Source organism: Streptomyces corchorusii (assembly GCF_001514055.1).
GTDB lineage: Bacteria > Actinomycetota > Actinomycetes > Streptomycetales > Streptomycetaceae > Streptomyces > Streptomyces olivaceoviridis.
Genome location: NZ_KQ948357.1, coordinates 284,810 through 304,596, shown reverse-complemented (window position 1 = coordinate 304,596; position 19,787 = coordinate 284,810). Strand labels below are relative to the sequence as shown.

At 73.2% G+C, this 19,787-nt stretch carries 12 protein-coding genes and 3 pseudogenes; 9 read left to right on the top strand and 6 right to left on the bottom strand.

Annotated features, from left to right (window positions below):
* Positions 1-4: 4 nt before the first annotated feature.
* Positions 5-886, top strand: coding sequence for a hypothetical protein (locus AQJ11_RS19875; RefSeq protein ID WP_059263903.1), 882 nt, complete (start codon positions 5-7; stop codon positions 884-886).
* A gap of 139 nt (positions 887-1,025) precedes the next feature.
* Here the strand turns inward: AQJ11_RS19875 and AQJ11_RS19870 are convergent.
* Positions 1,026-2,010, bottom strand: a pseudogene (locus tag AQJ11_RS19870) (acetyl-CoA C-acyltransferase).
* Between the two features lie 25 nt (positions 2,011-2,035).
* On the bottom strand, positions 2,036-2,647 hold the full coding sequence (locus AQJ11_RS19865) for a TetR/AcrR family transcriptional regulator (protein WP_059263902.1): 612 nt from the start codon (positions 2,645-2,647) through the stop codon (positions 2,036-2,038).
* Between the two features lie 37 nt (positions 2,648-2,684).
* Between AQJ11_RS19865 and AQJ11_RS46080 the strand changes: the two are divergent.
* A pseudogene (locus AQJ11_RS46080) lies at positions 2,685-3,085 on the top strand (acyl-CoA dehydrogenase family protein); the annotation flags it as partial.
* A gap of 48 nt (positions 3,086-3,133) precedes the next feature.
* On the opposite strand, the gene AQJ11_RS19860 reads toward AQJ11_RS46080, so the two are convergent.
* The 4 genes from AQJ11_RS19860 to AQJ11_RS19845 form a co-directional block, all read right to left on the bottom strand.
* A complete protein-coding gene (locus AQJ11_RS19860; protein ID WP_059263901.1) occupies positions 3,134-3,859 on the bottom strand; it encodes a vWA domain-containing protein in 726 nt (241 codons plus the stop codon).
* Positions 3,860-4,025: 166 nt separating this feature from the next.
* Complete coding sequence (locus AQJ11_RS19855; protein ID WP_014672105.1) at positions 4,026-5,489, bottom strand: glutamate synthase subunit beta; 1,464 nt, start codon at positions 5,487-5,489, stop codon at positions 4,026-4,028.
* The gene (gene gltB, locus AQJ11_RS19850) at positions 5,482-10,080 is read right to left on the bottom strand and encodes a glutamate synthase large subunit (RefSeq protein WP_208616569.1); all 4,599 of its coding nucleotides are present in this window, start codon (positions 10,078-10,080) and stop codon (positions 5,482-5,484) included. Before gltB ends, AQJ11_RS19855 begins: the two co-directional genes overlap by 8 nt.
* A 479-nt stretch (positions 10,081-10,559) precedes the next feature.
* The gene (locus AQJ11_RS19845) at positions 10,560-11,291 is read right to left on the bottom strand and encodes a VIT1/CCC1 transporter family protein (RefSeq protein WP_058080179.1); all 732 of its coding nucleotides are present in this window, start codon (positions 11,289-11,291) and stop codon (positions 10,560-10,562) included.
* A 262-nt stretch (positions 11,292-11,553) separates the two neighbouring features.
* Here AQJ11_RS19845 and AQJ11_RS51125 point away from each other — a divergent pair.
* The 7 genes and pseudogenes from AQJ11_RS51125 to AQJ11_RS19810 form a co-directional block, all read left to right on the top strand.
* Positions 11,554-12,570: pseudogene (locus tag AQJ11_RS51125) on the top strand (ADP-ribosylglycohydrolase family protein); the annotation flags it as partial.
* Between the two features lie 578 nt (positions 12,571-13,148).
* A complete protein-coding gene (locus AQJ11_RS19835) occupies positions 13,149-14,267 on the top strand; it encodes an ADP-ribosylglycohydrolase family protein (RefSeq protein ID WP_058080180.1) in 1,119 nt (372 codons plus the stop codon).
* 8 nt (positions 14,268-14,275) lie between these two features.
* Positions 14,276-15,460 (top strand): ADP-ribosylglycohydrolase family protein, encoded by a 1,185-nt coding sequence (locus tag AQJ11_RS19830; protein ID WP_059263898.1) that lies wholly within the window; start codon positions 14,276-14,278, stop codon positions 15,458-15,460.
* Positions 15,448-16,809, top strand: a complete 1,362-nt coding sequence (locus AQJ11_RS19825; protein WP_059263897.1) for an ADP-ribosylglycohydrolase family protein — start codon at positions 15,448-15,450, stop codon at positions 16,807-16,809. Before AQJ11_RS19830 ends, AQJ11_RS19825 begins: the two co-directional genes overlap by 13 nt.
* Positions 16,806-17,699: a ribokinase gene (gene rbsK, locus AQJ11_RS19820; RefSeq protein WP_014672112.1), complete on the top strand. Its 894-nt coding sequence runs from the start codon at positions 16,806-16,808 to the stop codon at positions 17,697-17,699. The genes AQJ11_RS19825 and rbsK overlap by 4 nt, the downstream gene beginning before the upstream one ends.
* A complete protein-coding gene (locus AQJ11_RS19815) occupies positions 17,696-18,955 on the top strand; it encodes a CaiB/BaiF CoA transferase family protein (RefSeq protein WP_398780429.1) in 1,260 nt (419 codons plus the stop codon). The genes rbsK and AQJ11_RS19815 overlap by 4 nt, the downstream gene beginning before the upstream one ends.
* Positions 18,952-19,764 (top strand): HpcH/HpaI aldolase/citrate lyase family protein, encoded by an 813-nt coding sequence (locus AQJ11_RS19810; RefSeq protein ID WP_059263895.1) that lies wholly within the window; start codon positions 18,952-18,954, stop codon positions 19,762-19,764. Before AQJ11_RS19815 ends, AQJ11_RS19810 begins: the two co-directional genes overlap by 4 nt.
* Positions 19,765-19,787: the final 23 nt, after the last annotated feature.

The following is a 19,787-nucleotide window of genomic DNA, read 5'->3' as shown; positions in this document are numbered from 1 at the left end:
CGACGTGGGGAACGGCGGACCGGTCCAGCACGGCTACCCGCACCTGGAGACGGTGCGGGCCGCGATCACCGCGCTGTACCGGCGGCTGTCCCGCGACACCATCGAGACGTTCTCGGCCAGCGTGGCCCCGGCCGACGTGGCCTTCTGCGACACCGACGACCTGCATCTGGGCGCGCAGCGGGTGGCCCGGGAGATCGTGCGGCACTTCCGGTTGCCGGACGCGCGGCTGATCGTCGGCTTCCGGGAGATGACCCACGCGGCGAACGTCGAACTCGCGGCGGGCCCCGAGTACTTCGTCGAGCTGAACGACCGGTTCCGCACCCACCGCAGGGACATCGGTGCCGCGCTCGCCCACGAGGTGGCGCACGTCTACCTGCACCGCCTGGATCTCGCCTTCCCCAGCACGGCGGAGAACGAGATCCTCACGGACACGGCGACGACCTACCTGGGCGCGGGCTGGCTGCTGCTGGACGCCTACCGGGAGGACGGGGTCTCGTCGCAGAAACTCGGCTATCTCACCCCGGAGGAGTTCGGTTACGTCCTGGCCAAGCGGGCCCTGCTCTTCCAGGAGGACCCCTCGGTGTGGTTCACCAGCCCGCAGGCCTACACCGCCTACGTCAAGGGGATGGCCCGGGCTCGCCAGGACGGGCAGCAGCCGCCGCTGACGGCGGCCGGCTGGGCGGGCCGCCGCCGCTACGCCCACGACCGCCGGCACGCCTCGGGCGCCCCGCCGGCCGCCCCGTACACCTTCACCCCCGACAGCGGCGGCCACCTCGGGGTGACCTTCCCGTGCCCCACCTGCCACCAGCGGATCAGGGTGCCGGTGCGGGGGCGGGTACGGGCGCGGTGCGGGTTGTGCCGGACGGTGCTGGAGTGCGACACCTAGCCGACCAGGATCTACGCCCCGTACACCTTCCCAGGCGGCTCCGTCTCCGCCAGCAGCTTCGGCGAACGCCGGCCGGCCGCTGTTCCGCCGCCGTCCCGGCACTCGGTCACGGCCGTTCGCCGGGCGTCCCACCGTGGTGTCACAGCCGTTCGATGATCGTCACGTTGGCCTGGCCGCCGCCCTCGCACATGGTCTGGAGGCCGTAACGGCCGCCGGTGCGCTCCAGTTCGTGCAGGAGGGTCGTCATCAGCCGGGCGCGGGTCGTGCCGAGGGGGGTGGCCGAGGGCGATGGCGTCGCCGTTGACGTTGACCTTGCCGGGGTCGGCGCCGCTCTCCTTCAGCCAGGCGAGGACGACCGGCGCGAAGGCCTCGTCGATCTCCACGAGGTCGATGGCGTCGAGGGTCAGGCCGGTCTTCTTCAGGGCGTGCGCGGTGGCCGGGATGGGCGCGGTGAGCATGCGGATGGGGTCCTCGCCGCGCGCGGAGAGGTGGTGGACGCGGGCGCGCGGGCGTAACCCGTGGTCGCGTACGGCTCGTTCGGAGGCGAGCAGCAGGGCCGCGGCCCCGTCGGAGACCTGGGAGGAGCAGGCCGCGGTGACGGTGCCGCCGTCGAGGACCGGGCGCAGGGCGGCCATCTTCTCCAGGGAGGTGTCCCGGCGCGGGCCCTCGTCCACGGTGACCTGGCCGCACGGGACGGTCTCGCGGGAGAAGCGCCCGGTGTCGATCGCCCAGATCACGCGCCGGTGCGAGCGCAGGGCGAACTCCTCCTGTTCCTCGCGGCCGATCCCCCACTGGGCGGCGATCGTCTCGGCGCCGGCGAACTGGTTGACGGGCCGGTCGCCGTAGCGGGCGCGCCGGCCGGTGCTGCCGAGGAAGGGGCGCTCGGTCAGGCCGAGGGGGACGGCGGCCTGCCAGCAGGTGCGGGCGATGTCACCGGCCTGCGGTCCGACCGTGTCCAGGCAGCCGAAGACCACGTCGTCCACGGCGGCCGGGTCGATCCCGGAGCGCTCCACCAGCGCGGTGAGCACCCGCGCGCCCAGGCCGGCCGGGTGGACCGCGGGGAGTCCTCCCCCGCGCCGCCCGACCGGTGTGCGGACCGCTTCGACGATGTAGGCCTCGGCCATGGCAACTCCCACTGCCGGAAAGGGGCTATTCGCGTACGGCGATCCCGTCCAGGACCATCGACAGGTACTGGCGGGCGATCTCCTCGGGGCTGTGCTTGCCGCCGGGCCGGTACCAGGAGGCGGCGACCCACACGGTGTCGCGGACGAACCGGTAGGTGAGCCGGACGTCCAGGTCGGCGCGGAAGACCCGTTCGGCGACCCCGCGTTCCAGCGTGCTGAGCCAGGCCTTCTCGAACCGGCGCTGGGACTCGGCGAGGAAGGCGAACCGGTCCTGGGTGGCGAGTTGTCTGCTCTCCTTCTGGTGGATCGCGACGGCCGCGCGGTGCCGATCGATCTCCCGGAAGGGCTCGGTGACCAGTGCCTCCAGCGTCTCGCGGGGCCCGAGTCCGGAGGCGAGGACGGTGTCGTAGCCGTCCCAGAGCTCGTCGAGGAAGGTCCGCAGGATCTCCTCAAGCATCGACTCCTTGGAGTCGAAGTGGTAGTAGAGGCTGCCCGCGAGGATCCCGGCCCGGTCGGCGATCCTGCGGACGGTGGTGGCGTTGTAGCCGTGCTCGGCGAAGACCTCGGCGGCGGTGCTCAGGAGCTCTCCGCGCCGGGCCGCTGCCGCGGTCACCTGGGGCTTCTTCTTGGTCGGCACGCACCCATTGTGGTCTGCCCGCCCGTCAGGGGTGCTGGCTGCTGAGCTCACCTGGACCCGCCTGGCCACCGCCGCCCAGGCCCTCGGTGTCGGCCTCGCCCTGCTCGACCGGACCATCGCCCAGGTGAGGCAGCGCGCCCGGTTCGGCGTCCCCGTCGGCTCCTTCCAGGCCGTCGAACACCGCCTGGCCGACGCGAAGACCGCCTGGAGTTCGCCCGCCCCCTGCTGTTCGGCGCGGCGGTGTCCCTGCGCCCGGCGGAGGTGGCCGCCGCCAAGCTCACGGCGTGCGAGGCGGCGTACCGGACGGCCCGTACGGCGCTGCACCTGCACGGCGCGATCGGGTACACGGCGGAGTACGACCTGTCCCTGTGGCTGACCAGGGCCCGGGCGCTGCGCTCGGCGCGGGGGACGCCCGAGGAGTGCCGTGACCTGGTGCTCGCGGACGGGCTCCAGGAGGTGGTGGCGGATCGACGCGGGGTCGTCGTGTCAGTCCGGTCGTACGACGCCCGCCGCGCGCGCGGCCGTGAGCCACTTCGGGAACTCGCCGACGAGACGGTCGTACAGCTCGGCGTCGGAGACCCGGCGCGGGTCCTTCCCGGCGTGGAAGAAGCCGGCGTTGTCCACGATCCGCTTGCCGGGGACCGCCAGTTCGTCCAGCTTGCGCAGGAACTCGAACTGCCGGCTGGCGGGGTCGCCGAAGCCGACGAACTGCCAGAACAGCGGGAGCCGCGCGGCCTTGCACAGATAGCGCTCGGCGGCGGGCTTGCTGATCGGGCCGCCGTCGGTCTGGAAGACGACGAGGGCGGGGGGGGTGGCGCCGCTGTCCAGGTAGTGGTCGATGACGGCGTCCATCGCCAGGTGGTAGCTGGTCTTGCCCATGTGGCCGAGACCGGCCACGATCCGCTCGACGCGGCCCTCGTGTCCGGCGAGGGCGATGTCGGTGACCGCGTCGACGTCCGTGGAGAAGAACACGACGGGCACCCGGCCGTCGTCGTCCAGGTGCGCGGACAGGCCGAGCACCCGGTCGGCGAGCGCCTGCACACTGCCGTCCTGGTAGTACGGCCTCATCGAGCCCGAGTAGTCGACCACCAGGTAGACGGCGGCCCGCAGTCCGTCGAGGCCGTGCTTGCGCAGGGACACCCCCGCCGACCGGTAGGCGCCGACCAGCGCGGGCGCGGTCTCCTCCACCTTGCGCAGACTGATCGCGGCCATGATCTTCCCCCTCGGCTGTTCCGGCGCCCGAGCGTACCCCTGCGACGTATATGCGACGACGCCTGCCCAGTCGTCCGGTCGGGGACAGGCGGGCAGGCGCCGTTTCATGTTCCGTACGCCTTTGTACGGGACGTCTGTGCGGGACCTGGGGTCCGTTGTGCGCGCGTCAGACCGCCAGGGCGCGGTCCGTCGGGCGGATCGGGGCCGGCAGGTCGCTGGCTCCGGTCAGGAAGCGGTCGACTCCGCGGGCGGCCGAGCGGCCCTCCGCGATCGCCCACACGATGAGGGACTGGCCGCGGCCGGCGTCACCGGCGACGAACACACCCGGCACGTTGGTCTGGAAGTCGGCGTCGCGGGCGATGTTACCGCGTTCGTCGAGCTCCAGGCCGAACTGCTCCACCAGGCCGTTCTCCCGGTCGGTGCCGGTGAAGCCCATGGCGAGGGTGACCAGCTGAGCGGGGATCTTGCGCTCGGTGCCCGGCTTCGGGGTGAGCTTGCCGTCGATGAACTCCACCTCGGTGAGGTGCAGCCACTGGACGTTGCCGTCCTCGTCGCCCTCGAAGTGGGTGGTGGAGACGGAGTAGACCCGCTCGCCGCCCTCCTCGTGCGCGCTGGTGACCTTGTAGAGCATCGGGAAGGTCGGCCAGGGCTGGTTCGTCGGGTGCCGCTCGTCGTTCGGGCGGGGCATGATCTCCAGCTGGGTGACGGAGGCCGCGCCCTGCCGGTGGGCGGTGCCCACGCAGTCCGCGCCGGTGTCGCCGCCGCCGATGACGACGACGTGCTTGCCCTCGGCCGAGATCGGCGCGGTGACGTAGTCGCCCTCCTGGACCTTGTTGGCCAGCGGCAGGTACTCCATGGCCTGGTAGATGCCCTTGAGCTCGCGGCCGGGCACCGGCAGGTCGCGGGCGGTCGTGGCACCGACGGCCAGGACGACCGCGTCGTACCGCTTCTTCAGGTCGGTCGCCTTGAGGTCGCGGCCGATCTCGACGCCGGTGCGGAAGCGGGTGCCCTCCGCGCGCATCTGCTCGATACGGCGGTTGATGTGCCGCTTCTCCATCTTGAACTCGGGGATGCCGTACCGGAGGAGACCTCCGACGCGGTCCGCGCGCTCGTAGACGGCGACCGTGTGGCCGGCCCGGGTCAGCTGCTGGGCGGCGGCGAGACCCGCCGGGCCGGAGCCGATGACCGCGACCGTCTTGCCGGACAGGCGCTCGGGGATCTGCGGGGCGACGTCCCCGGTCTCCCACGCCTTGTCGATGATCGAGACCTCGACGTTCTTGATGGTGACCGGCGGCTGGTTGATGCCCAGCACGCACGCCGACTCGCAGGGGGCCGGGCAGAGGCGACCGGTGAACTCCGGGAAGTTGTTGGTCGCGTGCAGCCGCTCCTGGGCGGCGGCCCAGTCCTCGCGGTAGGCGTAGTCGTTCCACTCGGGGATCAGGTTCCCCAGCGGACAGCCGTTGTGACAGAACGGGATGCCGCAGTCCATGCAGCGGCTGGCCTGCTTGCTGATGATCGGCAGCAGGGAGCCGGGGACGTAGACCTCGTTCCAGTCCTTGACCCGCTCGTCGACGGGGCGGGTCTTGGCGACCTCACGGCCGTGGTTCAGGAAGCCCTTGGGGTCAGCCATTGGTCGCCGCCTCCATCATCTTCTCGGTGATCTCGGTCTCGGTGAGACCGGCTCGCTCGGCGGCGTCCTTGGCGGCGAGCACTGCCTTGTACGTGCTGGGGATGATCTTGCTGAACCGCTCCGCGGCCGTGGCCCAGTCGGCGAGCAGCTTCTCGGCGACCGTCGAGCCGGTCTCCTCGGCGTGGCGGCGCACCACGTCGTGCAGCCACTGCTTGTCCGTCTCGTCCAGCGCCTCGACGGAGCCGGCGTTGCCGGCGTTGACGTTGTCGCGGTCGAGGTCGATGACGTAGGCGATACCGCCGGACATGCCGGCCGCGAAGTTGCGGCCGGTCGGGCCGAGGACGACCGCGTGACCGCCGGTCATGTACTCGCAGCCGTGGTCGCCCACGCCCTCGGAGACGACCAGCGCGCCGGAGTTGCGGACGCAGAACCGCTCACCGGTACGGCCGCGCAGGAACAGCTCGCCGCCGGTGGCGCCGTAGGCGATGGTGTTGCCCGCGATGGTCGAGTACTCGGCGAGGTGGTCGGCAGCCCGGTCCGGGCGGACCACGATCCGGCCGCCGGAGAGGCCCTTGCCGACGTAGTCGTTGGCGTCGCCCTCCAGGCGGAGCGTGACACCGCGCGGCAGGAAGGCGCCGAAGGACTGGCCGGCCGAGCCGGTGAAGGTGATGTCGATGGTGTCGTCGGGCAGGCCCGCGCCACCGAACTTCTTCGTCACCTCGTGGCCGAGCATGGTGCCGACCGTGCGGTTGATGTTGCGGATGGCGACCTGGGCGCGCACCGGCTGTGCCTCGGTGGCGTCCGAAGCGCCCAGCGCGTCGGCGGCGAGCTTGATCAGCTCGTTGTCCAGGGCCTTCTCCAGGCCGTGGTCCTGGGCCACCAGCTGGTGGCGGACCGCGCCCTCGGGCAGGTCCGGCACGTGGAACAGCGGCTCCAGGTCCAGGCCCTGTGCCTTCCAGTGGTCGACCGCGCGCTCGACGTCCAGCACCTCGGCGTGGCCGACGGCCTCCTCGATGGAGCGGAAGCCCAGCTCGGCGAGGAGCTCGCGGACCTCCTCGGCGATGAACTGGAAGAAGTTCACCACGTACTCGGCCTTGCCGGCGAAGCGGTCGCGCAGGGCCGGGTTCTGGGTGGCGATGCCGACCGGGCAGGTGTCCAGGTGGCAGACGCGCATCATCACGCAGCCGGAGACGACGAGCGGGGCGGTCGCGAAACCGAACTCCTCGGCGCCGAGCAGCGCGGCGATGACCACGTCACGGCCGGTCTTGAGCTGGCCGTCGGTCTGGACGACGATGCGGTCGCGCAGGCCGTTGAGCAGCAGGGTCTGCTGGGTCTCGGCGAGGCCCAGCTCCCAGGGGCCGCCCGCGTGCTTCAGCGAGGTCAGCGGGGAGGCGCCCGTACCGCCGTCGTGGCCGGAGATGAGCACGACGTCCGCGTGCGCCTTGGACACACCGGCCGCGACCGTGCCGACGCCGACCTCGGAGACCAGCTTCACGTGGATCCGCGCCTGCGGGTTCGCGTTCTTCAGGTCGTGGATCAGCTGGGCCAGGTCCTCGATGGAGTAGATGTCGTGGTGCGGCGGCGGCGAGATCAGGCCGACGCCCGGCGTCGAGTGGCGCGTCTTGGCGACCCACGGGTAGACCTTGTGGCCGGGCAGCTGGCCGCCCTCGCCGGGCTTGGCGCCCTGGGCCATCTTGATCTGGATGTCGTCCGCGTTGACCAGGTACTCGGAGGTCACGCCGAAGCGGCCGGAGGCGACCTGCTTGATCGCCGAGCGGCGCGCCGGGTCGTACAGGCGCTCCGGGTCCTCGCCGCCCTCACCGGTGTTGGACTTGCCGCCCAGCTGGTTCATGGCGATGGCGAGGGTCTCGTGCGCCTCCTTGGAGATGGAGCCGTACGACATCGCACCCGTCGAGAACCGCTTGACGATCTCGCTCGCCGGCTCGACCTCGTCGATGGAGATCGGCTGCCGGTCGGACTTGAAGCCGAACAGGCCGCGCAGCGTCATCAGGCGCTCGGACTGCTCGTTCACCCGCCCGGTGTACTTCTTGAAGATGTCGTACCGGCCGGTGCGCGTGGAGTGCTGGAGGCGGAAGACCGTCTCCGGGTCGAACAGGTGCGGCTCGCCCTCGCGGCGCCACTGGTACTCGCCGCCGATGTCCAGCGCGCGGTGCGCCGGGGCGATGCCGGAGGCCGGGTAGGCCTTGGCGTGGCGGGCGGCGACCTCCTGGGCGATGACGTCGATGCCGACGCCGCCGATCTTGGTGGCGGTGCCGTTGAAGTACTTCTCCACGAAGGCCTCGTCCAGGCCGACGGCCTCGAAGACCTGGGCGCCGCGGTAGGAGGCGACGGTGGAGATGCCCATCTTGGACATGACCTTCAGGACGCCCTTGCCGAGGGCGTAGATCAGGTTGCGGATGGCCTTCTCGGGCTCGACGCCGTTGATGAAGGTGCCCGCGCGCAGCAGGTCCTCCACCGACTCCATCGCCAGGTAGGGGTTGACGGCGGCGGCGCCGTAGCCGATGAGCAGGGCGACGTGGTGGACCTCGCGGACGTCACCGGCCTCGACCAGCAGGCCCACCTGGGTGCGCTGCTTGGTGCGGATGAGGTGGTGGTGGACGGCCGCGGTGAGCAGCAGCGAGGGGATCGGCGCGTGCTCGGCGTCGGAGTGCCGGTCGGACAGGACGATCAGGCGGGCGCCGTTACCGATCGCCGCGTCGGCCTCGGCGCAGATCTCCTCGATGCGGGCGGCGAGGGCCTCACCGCCGCCGGAGACCCGGTACAGACCGGACAGCGTGGCGGCCTTGAAGCCGGGCATGTCGCCGTCGGCGTTGATGTGGATGAGCTTGGCCAGCTCGTCGTTGTCGATGACCGGGAAGGGCAGCACGACGGACCGGCAGGACGCGGCGGTCGGCTCCAGCAGGTTGCCCTGCGGGCCCAGCGACGAGCGCAGGGAGGTGACCAGCTCCTCGCGGATCGCGTCCAGCGGCGGGTTGGTGACCTGCGCGAACAGCTGGGTGAAGTAGTCGAAGAGCAGCCGCGGGCGCTCGGACAGGGCCGCGATCGGCGAGTCCGTGCCCATGGAGCCGATCGGCTCGGCGCCGGTGCGGGCCATCGGGGCGAGGATGACGCGCAGCTCCTCCTCGGTGTAGCCGAAGGTCTGCTGGCGGCGGGTGACGGAGGCGTGGGTGTGGACGATGTGCTCGCGCTCGGGCAGGTCGCCCAGCTCGATCTCGCCGGCCTCCAGCCACTCGGCGTACGGCTTCTCCGCGGCGAGGGACGCCTTGATCTCGTCGTCCTCGATGATGCGGTGCTCGGCGGTGTCGACGAGGAACATCCTGCCGGGCTGGAGGCGGCCCTTGCGGACGACCCTGGCCGGGTCGATGTCGAGGACGCCGACCTCGGAGCCGAGGACGACGAGGCCGTCGTCGGTGACCCAGTAGCGGCCGGGGCGCAGGCCGTTGCGGTCGAGCACGGCACCGACCTGGGTGCCGTCGGTGAAGGTGACGCAGGCGGGGCCGTCCCAGGGCTCCATCAACGTGGAGTGGAACTGGTAGAAGGCGCGCCGGGCCGGGTCCATGGAGTCGTGGTTCTCCCACGCCTCCGGGATCATCATCAGCACGGAGTGCGGCAGCGACCGGCCGCCCAGGTGCAGCAGCTCCAGGACCTCGTCGAAGGAGGCGGAGTCGGAGGCGTCCGGGGTACAGACCGGGAAGATGCGCTCGATGGTCTTCTCGTCGGAACCGAACAGGTCGGAGGCGAGCTGGGACTCGCGGGCGCGCATCCAGTTGCGGTTGCCCTTGACGGTGTTGATCTCACCGTTGTGCGCGACGAAGCGGTACGGGTGCGCGAGCGGCCACGACGGGAAGGTGTTCGTGGAGAACCGGGAGTGCACGAGCGCGATCGCGGAGGCGAAGCGGCGGTCGGACAGGTCCGGGAAGAAGGGCTCCAGCTGGCCGGTGGTCAGCATGCCCTTGTAGACGATCGTCCGGGCGGACAGGGACGGGAAGTAGACCCCGGCCTCGCGCTCGGCGCGCTTGCGCAGCACGAACGCCTTGCGGTCCAGCGCGATGCCCTCGCTGGCGCCCGCGGTGACGAAGATCTGCCGGAAGACCGGCATGGTGGAGCGGGCGGTGGCACCCAGCAGCTCGGGGGCGACCGGGACCTCGCGCCAGCCGAGGACGGTCAGCCCCTCGTCGGCGGCGATCGTCTCGATGTGTGAGACGGCGTCCTCGGTCCCGTCCTCCGGCAGGAAGGCGATGCCTACGGCATAGGAGCCGGCCGCGGGAAGGTCGAAACCGGCCACTTCGCGGAGGAAGGCGTCCGGCACCTGCGAGAGGATGCCCGCGCCGTCGCCGGAGTCGGGCTCGGAGCCGGTGGCACCACGGTGCTCCAGGTTGCGCAGGACGGTGAGGGCCTGCTCGACCAGGGTGTGGGACGCCTCGCCGGTGAGGGTGGCGACGAAACCGACGCCGCACGCGTCGTGTTCGTTGCGGGGGTCGTACATACCCTGCGCAGCAGGGCGAGCATCCATGAACGACCACTTCTGGCCATTCGCGGAATGCTGGGACGGCTGGCGCGGCGTACGCATCGGCTCTCCCGTCGTCGTCATGTGGCATGTGGCAGGTGCCGAGGGACGACGTTGGCCCTCTGCGTGAGATCTACGATGAGATCAAAATTTCGTGCAGGTTACATGATGGAGCGGTTCTCGGGAACCGGAAACACCGTTCCAACATGCGGACGCCGCGGTCGCGGCTCGGGTGCCGCGCGAACGCGGCGGGTGCCGTGCGGTGGCGGCGCGGTGCCGTGCCAGGACGGCGGTGCCGTGCGGTGACGGCGGGGGGCCGCGCGGTGGCGGCCGAGGTGTGTACGGGGGGACCGTCGCGGACACGATCGGTCGGATCGGCGTCCGGCGGCCCGAAGGGGGCCGGAGCGAGCGTCATCGCCCACCCCGCGGGGTGCGGCGGGCGTCATTGCCCACAGCGCTTACGGCTCATGCCCGGTGGTCATGCACTCGAAACCAGCGAGTAACGGGTACTTATGCGGCCCATCGCATAGGTACCGGTCGAACTATCCTACGGCCGTTCCGAACAGAGTGCCCAGGGCGTACGTCACACCGGCCGCCGCACCACCGAGCGCGAGCTGCCGCAGACCGCTGAACCACCAGCTGCGCGCGGTCACCTTGGCCACGACGGCACCGCACCCGAAGAGACCGGCGAGCGCCAGCAGGACGGCGGGCCACAGCGCGGTCGCACCGAGCAGGTACGGCAGGACGGGCAGCAGGGCGCCGAGCGCGAACGAACCGAAGGACGAGACGGCGGCGACCAGCGGCGAGGGCAGGTCCCCGGGGTCGATGCCCAGCTCCTCGCGGGCGTGGATCTCCAGCGCCTGCTCCGGGTCCTTGGAGAGCTGCCGGGCGACCTGCCGGGCCAGTCCCGGCTCGACCCCGCGGGCCACGTACAGCGCGGCCAGCTCGTCCTCCTCGTCCTGCGGATGCCGGCGCAGCTCACGGCGCTCGACGTCGAGTTCCGCCTCGACGAGCTCCCGCTGGGAGGCGACGGAGGTGTACTCGCCGGCGGCCATGGAGAAGGCACCGGCGGCGAGCCCCGCGAGACCGGTGATGACGATGGTGTGCTGGGTCACGGACCCGCCGGCCACACCCGTCATCAGGGCGAGGTTGGAGACGAGGCCGTCCATGGCACCGAAGACGGCGGGGCGCAGCCATCCGCCGTTCACATCGCGGTGCGTGTGGTTGTCACGGTGCGCCTCGTGCAGCGCGGCCTCGGTTTCGATGATGGCCATCCGGGTCCCCCAGGGAAGCTAAGCCAAAGCTAACTTTGGACGCGTTCTACTTTTCGACAACACAGAACTTACGCTCATCATTTCGCCCGCGCCAGCAAGGAAAGGCTGGGCTAACCTGCGACTTCTCCCCCGGCCGCTCAGATGTGCGAGAGATGGCTCAGATGCCGACCGGGTGACAGAGCCCCTCCCCCGGCTCACGCGGGCGCCTCCCGTGGGACACATCCGCAAAGGGTCCCGTGGGGCCCGCCGAAGGAGGCCGCCCATGGCATCGACCGCCTGCACTCCCCCGGCCCCGGCGCCCGGTGACGCCGCCGGACTCCGCGAGCGGGCCCGCGGTGCGCTGCTGGGCCTGGCCGTCGGGGACGCGCTGGGCGCACCGGCGGAGAACCTCAGGCCCTCCGAGATCCGCGCCCGCTGGGGCCGGATCACCGGGTACGTCAGCGAGCAGCCGTACGGCACCGACGACACCGAGTACGCGATCTTCTCCGGTCTGCTGCTGGCCCGGCACGGCGCGGCGCTCACCCCGGAGCATGTCGAGGCGGCCTGGCACGAATGGATCGCCGACCGGGCGGAGGGGCCCTTCCGCGGCGCGGGCTTCAGCGAGCGCGGCACGCTGGAGAACCTCCGCCGCGGCCTCGCCGCGCCCATCTCGGCCCAGCACCGGCACGCCTGGAGCGACGGGCTGGCGATGCGGGCGGCGCCCTTCGGGGTCTTCGCCGCCGGGCGCCCCGCCGAAGCGGCCCGGCTGGTGGCCGTCGACGGCTCCGTCAGCCACGAGGGCGAGGGCATCTACGGCGGCCAGGCGGTCGCGGCGGGCGTGGCGGCGGCGATGAGCGGCGCGGCGGTCGCGGTGGTCATCGCCGCCGCGCTCGCGGTGATCCCGGACGACTCCTGGACGGCTCGCTCCCTGCGGCGCGCGGTGTCGGTGGCGCACCACGGGGAACGCGCGGTGCGCTCCGCGGTCGTCATCGGCGGCTACCCCTGGACCGACCTGGCCCCGGAAGCGGTCGCCCTCGCCTTCGGCGCGTACGCGGCGGCCGACGGCGACTTCCGGGAGGCGGTCCTGACGGCCGTCAACATGGGCCGCGACGCGGACACGACGGCGGCGGTGGCGGGCGCCCTCTGCGGCGCCGGCCAGGGCCTCTCGGCGATCCCGCCCCACTGGTCCGCAGCGATCGGCCCGGCCCGGGGCCGCTGCCTCCCGTCCATCACCGGCCACCACGTCCTGGAGATCGCGGAACTCCTGGTGACGGCGGCGGAGGCGGACACGGGTACGGGTACGGGTACGGCGGGAGCCGGAGCGACGGGGAAGCGTGAGGTGATCCCGGCGGCCGTGGTGGAGGGGGGCAGCGCGGAAGCGGGGACGGCGGGGAAACGGGAGCTGATCGCGGCGGAGGCGGCCGGGGCGTTGGCTGTGGCCGTACCAGGGACCGTGCTGGTGGAGGGCACCGCGGAAGCGGGAGCGGCGGGGAAGCAGGAGCCGATCGCGACGGAGACGGCGGCGGCCTTGGTGGCGGCACTGCCGGGGGCCGTGGCGGAGGGGGAGCGGGTGGCAGTCGAGGATGTGGTGCAGCCACCCCCACAGCCGACCGAACTTCCCCCACCCCTTCCCCCCACCACCCGGCCGACCGACCTGCTCCCACCCCTTCCCCCCACCACCCAGCCAACCGAGTCGGGTGGCGGGTGGGCGGGGGATCGGGGGTCCGGGGGGCGGAGCCCCCTGGTGGGGGACCGGAACGCCGGGCCGGCGGACAGCGGGCGGAGCCCCCTGGTGGGGGCCGGGCGGCCGGACGGCGAGGGGTGTCGGGGCACCGGGCGGAGCCCCCTCGCCGGGCGATGCGACAGCGAGGGCCGGCCATGACAGCGCGCCGTATCGAGGGCCTCCTCCTCGGCCTCGCCGCGGGAGACGCCGCCGGCTGGCCCGCCGCCCGGCACCGCGCCGCCCGGATGCCCGAGTGGACCCGCCGCCTCACCCGGGAACTGGACACCTTCGCCGAGCAGAACGCCACCACCACCCTCCCGGTGCCGATCGCCCTCAACCAACCCCCCGAGCCCCTCCGCCTCGGCCCCTCCGACGACGCCGAGTGGGCGGTGTTCGCCGCGGAGGCGGTCCTGCGCGCCGGCGCCGACGACGTCCTCGGCGACCTCAGCCGCGCCCGCCGTATGCGCGCCGCCATCGACCTCACCTGGACCGCCGTGGCCTGTGAGGTCGCCGCCGCGGCGGACCGCGCCCCGGAGATCGAGTCCGCCGTACTGCCGCTGCGCGCCCGCATCTCCGTCCGCGCCGGCCTCGGCAACCTCGCCACCGGCCTGCGCCCGCCCGCCACCGGACACGACAACCCGCACTACTTCGACGACGCGGCCTGCGTCCGCGCCTGCGTCCTCGCCGTGGCCCACCCCGGCGACCCGCAACAGGCCGCAGCGCTCGCCGAGTTCGACGCCCGCTACACCCAGGACGGCGACGGCGTGCACGGCGCGCGGGCCATGGCGGCGGCCCTCTCCCTCGCCCTCGCCGACGCGGACACCGGCACCTGCGTGACCGCCGCGCTCGCCGAACTCCCGGCGGACACCGAGATCGGCCGCAACACCCGCCACGCCCTCGCCCTGGCCGAGGACAGCGAGTCCGCCTTCGCCCTCGTCCCCCTCCTGGAACACCAGATCGTCGACCACGTCTACAGCTACGGCATCGCCGCCGCGGAGACCGTTCCCGTCGCCCTCGCCCTGGCCACCGCGGCCCGGGGCCGGATCGCCGAGGCCGTACCGGCCGCCGCCTGCCTGTCCCGGGTCGCCGACTCCGCGCCCGCCCTCGCCGGCGCGCTCACCGGCGCCCTCGGCGGCGGCGCGGCCATCCCCGCGACCTGGCGGGACGCCTGCCGCGTCCTGCCCGGCTGCACCCTGCCCCGTCTCACCGGCACCGACCTGGTGGAACTCGCCGGACTCCTGGAAGCCGCGCAACCGGCCCGTCCAGGAGGATGATTCGGGGCATGACGCCCAAGAAAGAAGAAATCAGCGGGCCCGGCCCGAACGGTCTCGCCGACCGCGTCACCGCCGCCGTGGTGGGAGCCGCCGTCGGTGACGCCCTCGGCGGCCCGGTCGAGGGCTACTCCCCCGACCAGATCGCCGAGCGGCACGGCGGTCGCGTGCGCGGCATCGTCGGCCCCTGGCACGGTGACGCCTGGCGCACCGCCCGCCCCATCGCGCCGTACCACAAGGGCGACGGCCACGTCACCGACGACACCTTGATGACGCACGCGCTCATCCGCGTCTACGACCGCGTCCGCGACCACCTCGACGCCTACGCGATCGCCGACCACCTGGTCCCGGACCTGATGACCGCCCCCCGCTGGATCCCCGAGCTGGAGGCCGAGGCACTGCCGCTGCACCGCCTCTTCCTCGCCGAGAAATGGCTGGTGGCCCGGCTGGCCTACGGTCACGCCGACCCCCGGGAAGCGGGCACCGGCAACATCGTCAACTGCGGCGCGGCGATGTACATGGCCCCGGTCGGCCTGGTCAACGCGGCCAACCCGGCCGCCGCGTACGCCGAGGCGCTGGACATCGCGGGTGCGCACCAGTCGTCGTACGGCCGTGAGGCGGCCGGTGTGTTCGCCGCGGCGGTGGCCGCCGCCGCCACCCCCGGCGCGACCCCCGACTCGGTGGTGGGCGCCTGCCTGTCCCTGGCCAAGGACGGCACCCGTACGGCGATCGAGAAGGTCTGCGAAGTCGCCGCCGGACACCGGGACTTCGAGTCGGCGCTCGGTCCGCTGCGCGCGGCGGTGGAGCCGTACGACACCGTCGGTCCGGACTACCGCGCCCCCTCCCTCGCCGCCCGCCGCCCCTCCCGGCTGCACTCCATCGAGGAACTCCCGGTCGCGCTCGGCATGCTGGTCGTCTCCGGCGGCGACTACCGGCAGGCCGTGCTCGGCGCGGTCAACTACGGCCGTGACTGCGACTCGATCGCGACGATGGCCGGTGCCCTCGCGGGCGCGCTCGGCTCGCCCGCCCCCGAGGAGTGGGCGAAGACGGTCGCCGACGCCAGCCGCCTGGACCTGTGGGCGCCGGCCCGGACGCTCACCGAGGTCGCGCGCGAGGTCTTCGAGCGGGACGTCCGCCGCCGGCGCGCCCACGAGGAGGCGTTCGGCGCGCTCGGAGGCCGGCCGTGCTCCGACTGACCTGGGTCCAGCCGGAGGACCTGCTGGGCCACGAACTGCGCCAGGCCCGCCTGGACGGGCGCGAGCCGAAGGCGGTCGAGGCGCGCTGGCGGGCGGCGGGCGGCCCGGACGCCCCGGAGCGCGCGGGCGCGTCCCCGCACCGGGTGTCCCGCTATCTGCGCCTGCTGGCGGAGGACCTGCTGGACGAACTCGCCGATCTGCCCAGCCGCTTCGCCGACGACGAGCCCACGGACCTGGCCCGCATCAGGGCCCAGTGCCCCGACTGGCCCGCCGGACGGTCCGCCACCGCCGTGGACCCCCGCGCCCTGGAGGCCGCCTGGCTCGGGCGGGCCATCGGCTGCCTCCTCGGCAAACCGGTCGAGAAACTCCCGCTCGACGGCATCCGCGCCCTCGCCCGGGCGGCCGGGAACTGGCCCCTCACCACCTGGTTCACCGCCAGGGGGGTCCCCGACGACCTGCTGGCCGCCCACCCCTGGAACCGCCGCTCGGCCCCCACCTCGCTCGCCGAGAACATCGACGGCATGCCCCAGGACGACGACCTCGACTACCCCCTGCTCAACCTGCTGCTGCTCCAGCGCCACGGGAGGGCCTTCACCACCGACGACGTGGCCCGGCTCTGGCTCGAAGAACTCCCGCCCGGCCGCACCTTCACCGCCGAACGCGTCGCCCACCGCAACCTCCTCGCCGGCATCGAACCCCCGCACACGGCCCGCCACCGCAACCCGTTCCGCGAGTGGATCGGCGCGCTGATCCGCGCCGACATGCACGGGTGGAGCAACCCGGGCGACCCGGCCGCCGCCGCGGAGCAGGCTCACCGCGACGCGGTCCTCACCCACACCGCCAACGGCGTCTACGCGGCGATGTTCACGGCCGCCGCCATCGCCACGGCCGCCACCGGCACGCACGACGTCCACGCCTGTCTGCGCACCGGCCGCACGGTGGTCCCGGCCCGCTCCCGCCTGGCGAAGGCGATCGACCACGCCGTCCGACTGGCCACCGCCACCGACGACTTCGACGACGTCGTGGACGAACTCCACGCCCTCTACGGCCCCACCCACCACTGGGTCCACGCCCTCCCCAACACCGCCCTGACCGTCGCCGCCCTCACCCACGCCGACGGCGACTTCACGGGCTCCGTCTGCCGTGCGGTGTCGGGTGGTTGGGACACCGATTCCAACGGCGCCACCGCCGGAAGCGTCGCCGGCCTGCTGGCCGGCTCCCCCGGCGCGCTCCCCGACCGCTGGCGGGCCCCGCTGAAGAACCGGCTCGCCACGACCGTCGCGGACTTCGACGGCGCCGGCTTCGACACCCTCGCCCACCTCACCCACCTGGAGGCGACCCGACCATGACCCACATCGCCGTCCTCGGCAGCACGAACATGGACCTCGTCACGTACGTCGGCAAGGCCCCGCAGCGCGGGGAGACGGTGACGGGCCGGGAGTTCCGCACGATCCCCGGCGGCAAGGGCGCCAACCAGGCGATCGCCGCGGCCCGCGCCGGCGCCACCGTCTCGATGATCGGCGCGGTCGGCAACGACGCCTTCGGCGCGCGGCTGCGCGACACCCTCGAACACTCCGGCGTGGACACCGACTTCCTGCGCACGGTCGAGGGCCCGTCCGGCACCGCGCACATCGTCGTGGACGACGAGGGCGGCAACGCGATCGTCGTCATCCCCGGCGCGAACGGCACGGTCGACCACCTCTCCCCCGGTGACGAGGGGGTGATCGCCACCGCCGACGCCCTGCTGCTGCAACTGGAGATCCCGCTGGCGGCGGTCGTCGCCGGCGCGCAGGCGGCCCGCCGGCACGGCATCCGTACCGTCCTCACCCCGTCCCCCGTCCAGCCGCTGCCGCCCGAACTCCTGGCCGCAGTCGACCTGTTGGTGCCGAACGAGTACGAGGCGGTCACGCTCACCGGCCGCACCGACCCGCGCGAGGCGGCGGCCACCCTGCTGGACCTGGTGCCGGAGGTCGTGGTCACCCTGGGCGCCACGGGCTGCCTGTACCTGACCCGGGGCGCCGAACCGCTCGTCGTCCCCGCGCCCCGGGTGCGGGCCGTGGACTCCACGGGCGCGGGCGACACGTTCGTCGGCACGCTCGCGGTGGCCCTCGCCGAGGAGAAACCGGTACGGGAGGCCCTGTCCTGGGCGGCGACCGCGGCGGCGATCTCCGTCCAGCGGGAAGGCGCGTCGGCGTCGATGCCGTACCGCCCGGAGATCGAGGCCCAGTACAGCTCATGAACACGACGAGCACGACACGTACGACGGCTGCGACGGCTGCGACGGCTGCGACGGCTGCGCAAACACGGACGACCCCGGCCCTGGACGGCCTGCGGGTGCTGGACCTCGCGACCCTCTTCGCCGGGCCGATGGCCGCGACGCTGCTCGGTGACTTCGGCGCCGAGGTGATCAAGGTGGAGCATCCCCGGCGGCCCGACCCGTCCCGGGGCCACGGCCCGGCCAAGGACGGCGTCGGCCTGTGGTGGAAGGTGCTCGGCCGCAACAAGCGGGCCATCACCCTCGACCTGTCCGCACCCGGCGGCCGGGCCACCCTGCTGCGGCTCGCCGCCACCGCCGACGTGGTGATCGAGAACTTCCGCCCCGGCACCCTGGAGAAATGGGACCTCGGCTGGCCGGAGCTGTCCGCGGCCAACCCCCGGCTGGTCCTCGCCCGGGTCACCGCCTTCGGCCAGTTCGGCCCCTGCGCGCACCGCCCCGGCTTCGGCACCCTCGCCGAGGCGATGAGCGGCTTCGCCGCGGTCACCGGCGAACCGGACGCGCCCCCGACGCTGCCGCCCTTCGGTCTCGCCGACTCGATCGCCGGCCTGGCGACCGCCTACGCCGTGCTGACCGCGCTGGCCGCGCGCGAGCGCACCGGCGTGGGGCAGACGGTCGACATGGCGATCATCGAACCGATCCTGTCGGTCCTCGGCCCCCACGCCACCTGGTACGACCAGCTCGGCTACGTCCAGGAACGCACCGGCAACCGGTCCGCGAACAACGCCCCGCGCAACACCTACCGCACCGCCGACGGCACCTGGGTCGCCGTCTCCACCTCGGCCCAGTCGGTCGCCGAGCGGGTGCTACGGCTGGTGGGCCGCCCGGAGCTGATCGAGGAGCCGTGGTTCACCACCGGCGCGGACCGGGCCGCCCACGCCGATGTGCTGGACGAGGCGGTCGGCTCCTGGATCGCCGGCCGTACCCGCGCCGAGGTGCTCGCGGCCTTCGAGGAGGCGGAGGCCGCGGTGGCGCCCGTGCAGGACGTCCGGGACGTCCTGGCGGACCCCCAGTACCAGGCCCTGGACACGGTCACCACCGTCGACGACCCGGAACTGGGCCCGCTGCGCATGCAGAACGTCCTCTTCCGGCTCTCCGCCACGCCCGGCGGCATCCGCTGGGCCGGCCGTCCGCACGGCGCCGACACCGACGCCGTGCTCGGCGAACTCGGCCTCACCCCGGCCGACATCGCGGCGCTGCGCGCGGAGGGCGCCCTGTGACCCGGACCCCGCTCACCTGGCTCTACGTCCCCGGCGACCGCCCGCATGTCGTGGCCAAGGCCCTGGTGGCGGGCGCCGACGTGGTGGTGATCGACCTGGAGGACGCGGTCGCCCCGGACCGCAAGGAGTACGCCCGCGCGGCCACCGCGGAACTCCTGACGCAGCCCCAGCCGGTCCCGGTGCACGTGCGCGTCAACGCCCTGGACGGCGCCTGGGCCGCCGCCGACTTCCACGCCCTGGCCGGTCTGCCGGGCCTGTCCGGCGTACGGCTGCCGAAGGTGACGGCCCCGGGCGAGGTACGGCAGGCCGCCGTGGCCACGCCGGTCCCCCTCTACGCGCTCCTGGAGTCGGCCCTCGGCATCGAGCACGCCTACGCCATCGCCACCGCCCACCCCGCCCTGCGGGGCATCGCCCTGGGCGAGGCCGACCTCCGCGCCGACCTCGGGGTGCGGGCCGACGCGGGCCTGGACTGGCCGCGCTCGCGGGTGATCGTCGCCGCCCGCGCGGCGGGCCTGGCCCCGCCGTCCCAGACCGTCTACCCGGACATCCGTGACCTGGACGGCCTGGCGGCCTCCTGCGCCCACGGCCGGGCTCTCGGGTTCCTGGGCCGCGCCGCGATCCACCCGCGCCAGCTACCGGTGATCGAGCGGGCCTACCTGCCCACGGAGGCCGAGATCGAACACGCGGAGACGGTCATCAAAGCGGCCTCGGCGAACTTGGGCGCCCAGGCCCTGCCCGACGGCCGCTTCATCGACGCGGCGGTGGTGGCGATGGCACGGCGGACCCTGTCGCTGGCCGCCCGGAGCTGACCCCCCGCACACACCGAGGGCGC

What these genes read in the sequence shown, in the direction of transcription:
- AQJ11_RS19860 (WP_059263901.1), bottom strand. Translation starts at nt 3,859, where the DNA reads ATGGCCGCGATCAGTCTGCGCAAGGTGGAGGAGACCGCGCCCGCGCTG.
- AQJ11_RS19855 (WP_014672105.1), bottom strand. Translation starts at nt 5,489, where the DNA reads ATGGCTGACCCCAAGGGCTTCCTGAACCACGGCCGTGAGGTCGCCAAG.
- gltB (WP_208616569.1), bottom strand. Translation starts at nt 10,080, where the DNA reads ATGCGTACGCCGCGCCAGCCGTCCCAGCATTCCGCGAATGGCCAGAAG.
- AQJ11_RS19845 (WP_058080179.1), bottom strand. Translation starts at nt 11,291, where the DNA reads ATGGCCATCATCGAAACCGAGGCCGCGCTGCACGAGGCGCACCGTGAC.
- AQJ11_RS19835 (WP_058080180.1), top strand. Translation starts at nt 13,149, where the DNA reads ATGACAGCGCGCCGTATCGAGGGCCTCCTCCTCGGCCTCGCCGCGGGA.
- AQJ11_RS19830 (WP_059263898.1), top strand. Translation starts at nt 14,276, where the DNA reads ATGACGCCCAAGAAAGAAGAAATCAGCGGGCCCGGCCCGAACGGTCTC.
- rbsK (WP_014672112.1), top strand. Translation starts at nt 16,806, where the DNA reads ATGACCCACATCGCCGTCCTCGGCAGCACGAACATGGACCTCGTCACG.
- AQJ11_RS19815 (WP_398780429.1), top strand. Translation starts at nt 17,696, where the DNA reads ATGAACACGACGAGCACGACACGTACGACGGCTGCGACGGCTGCGACG.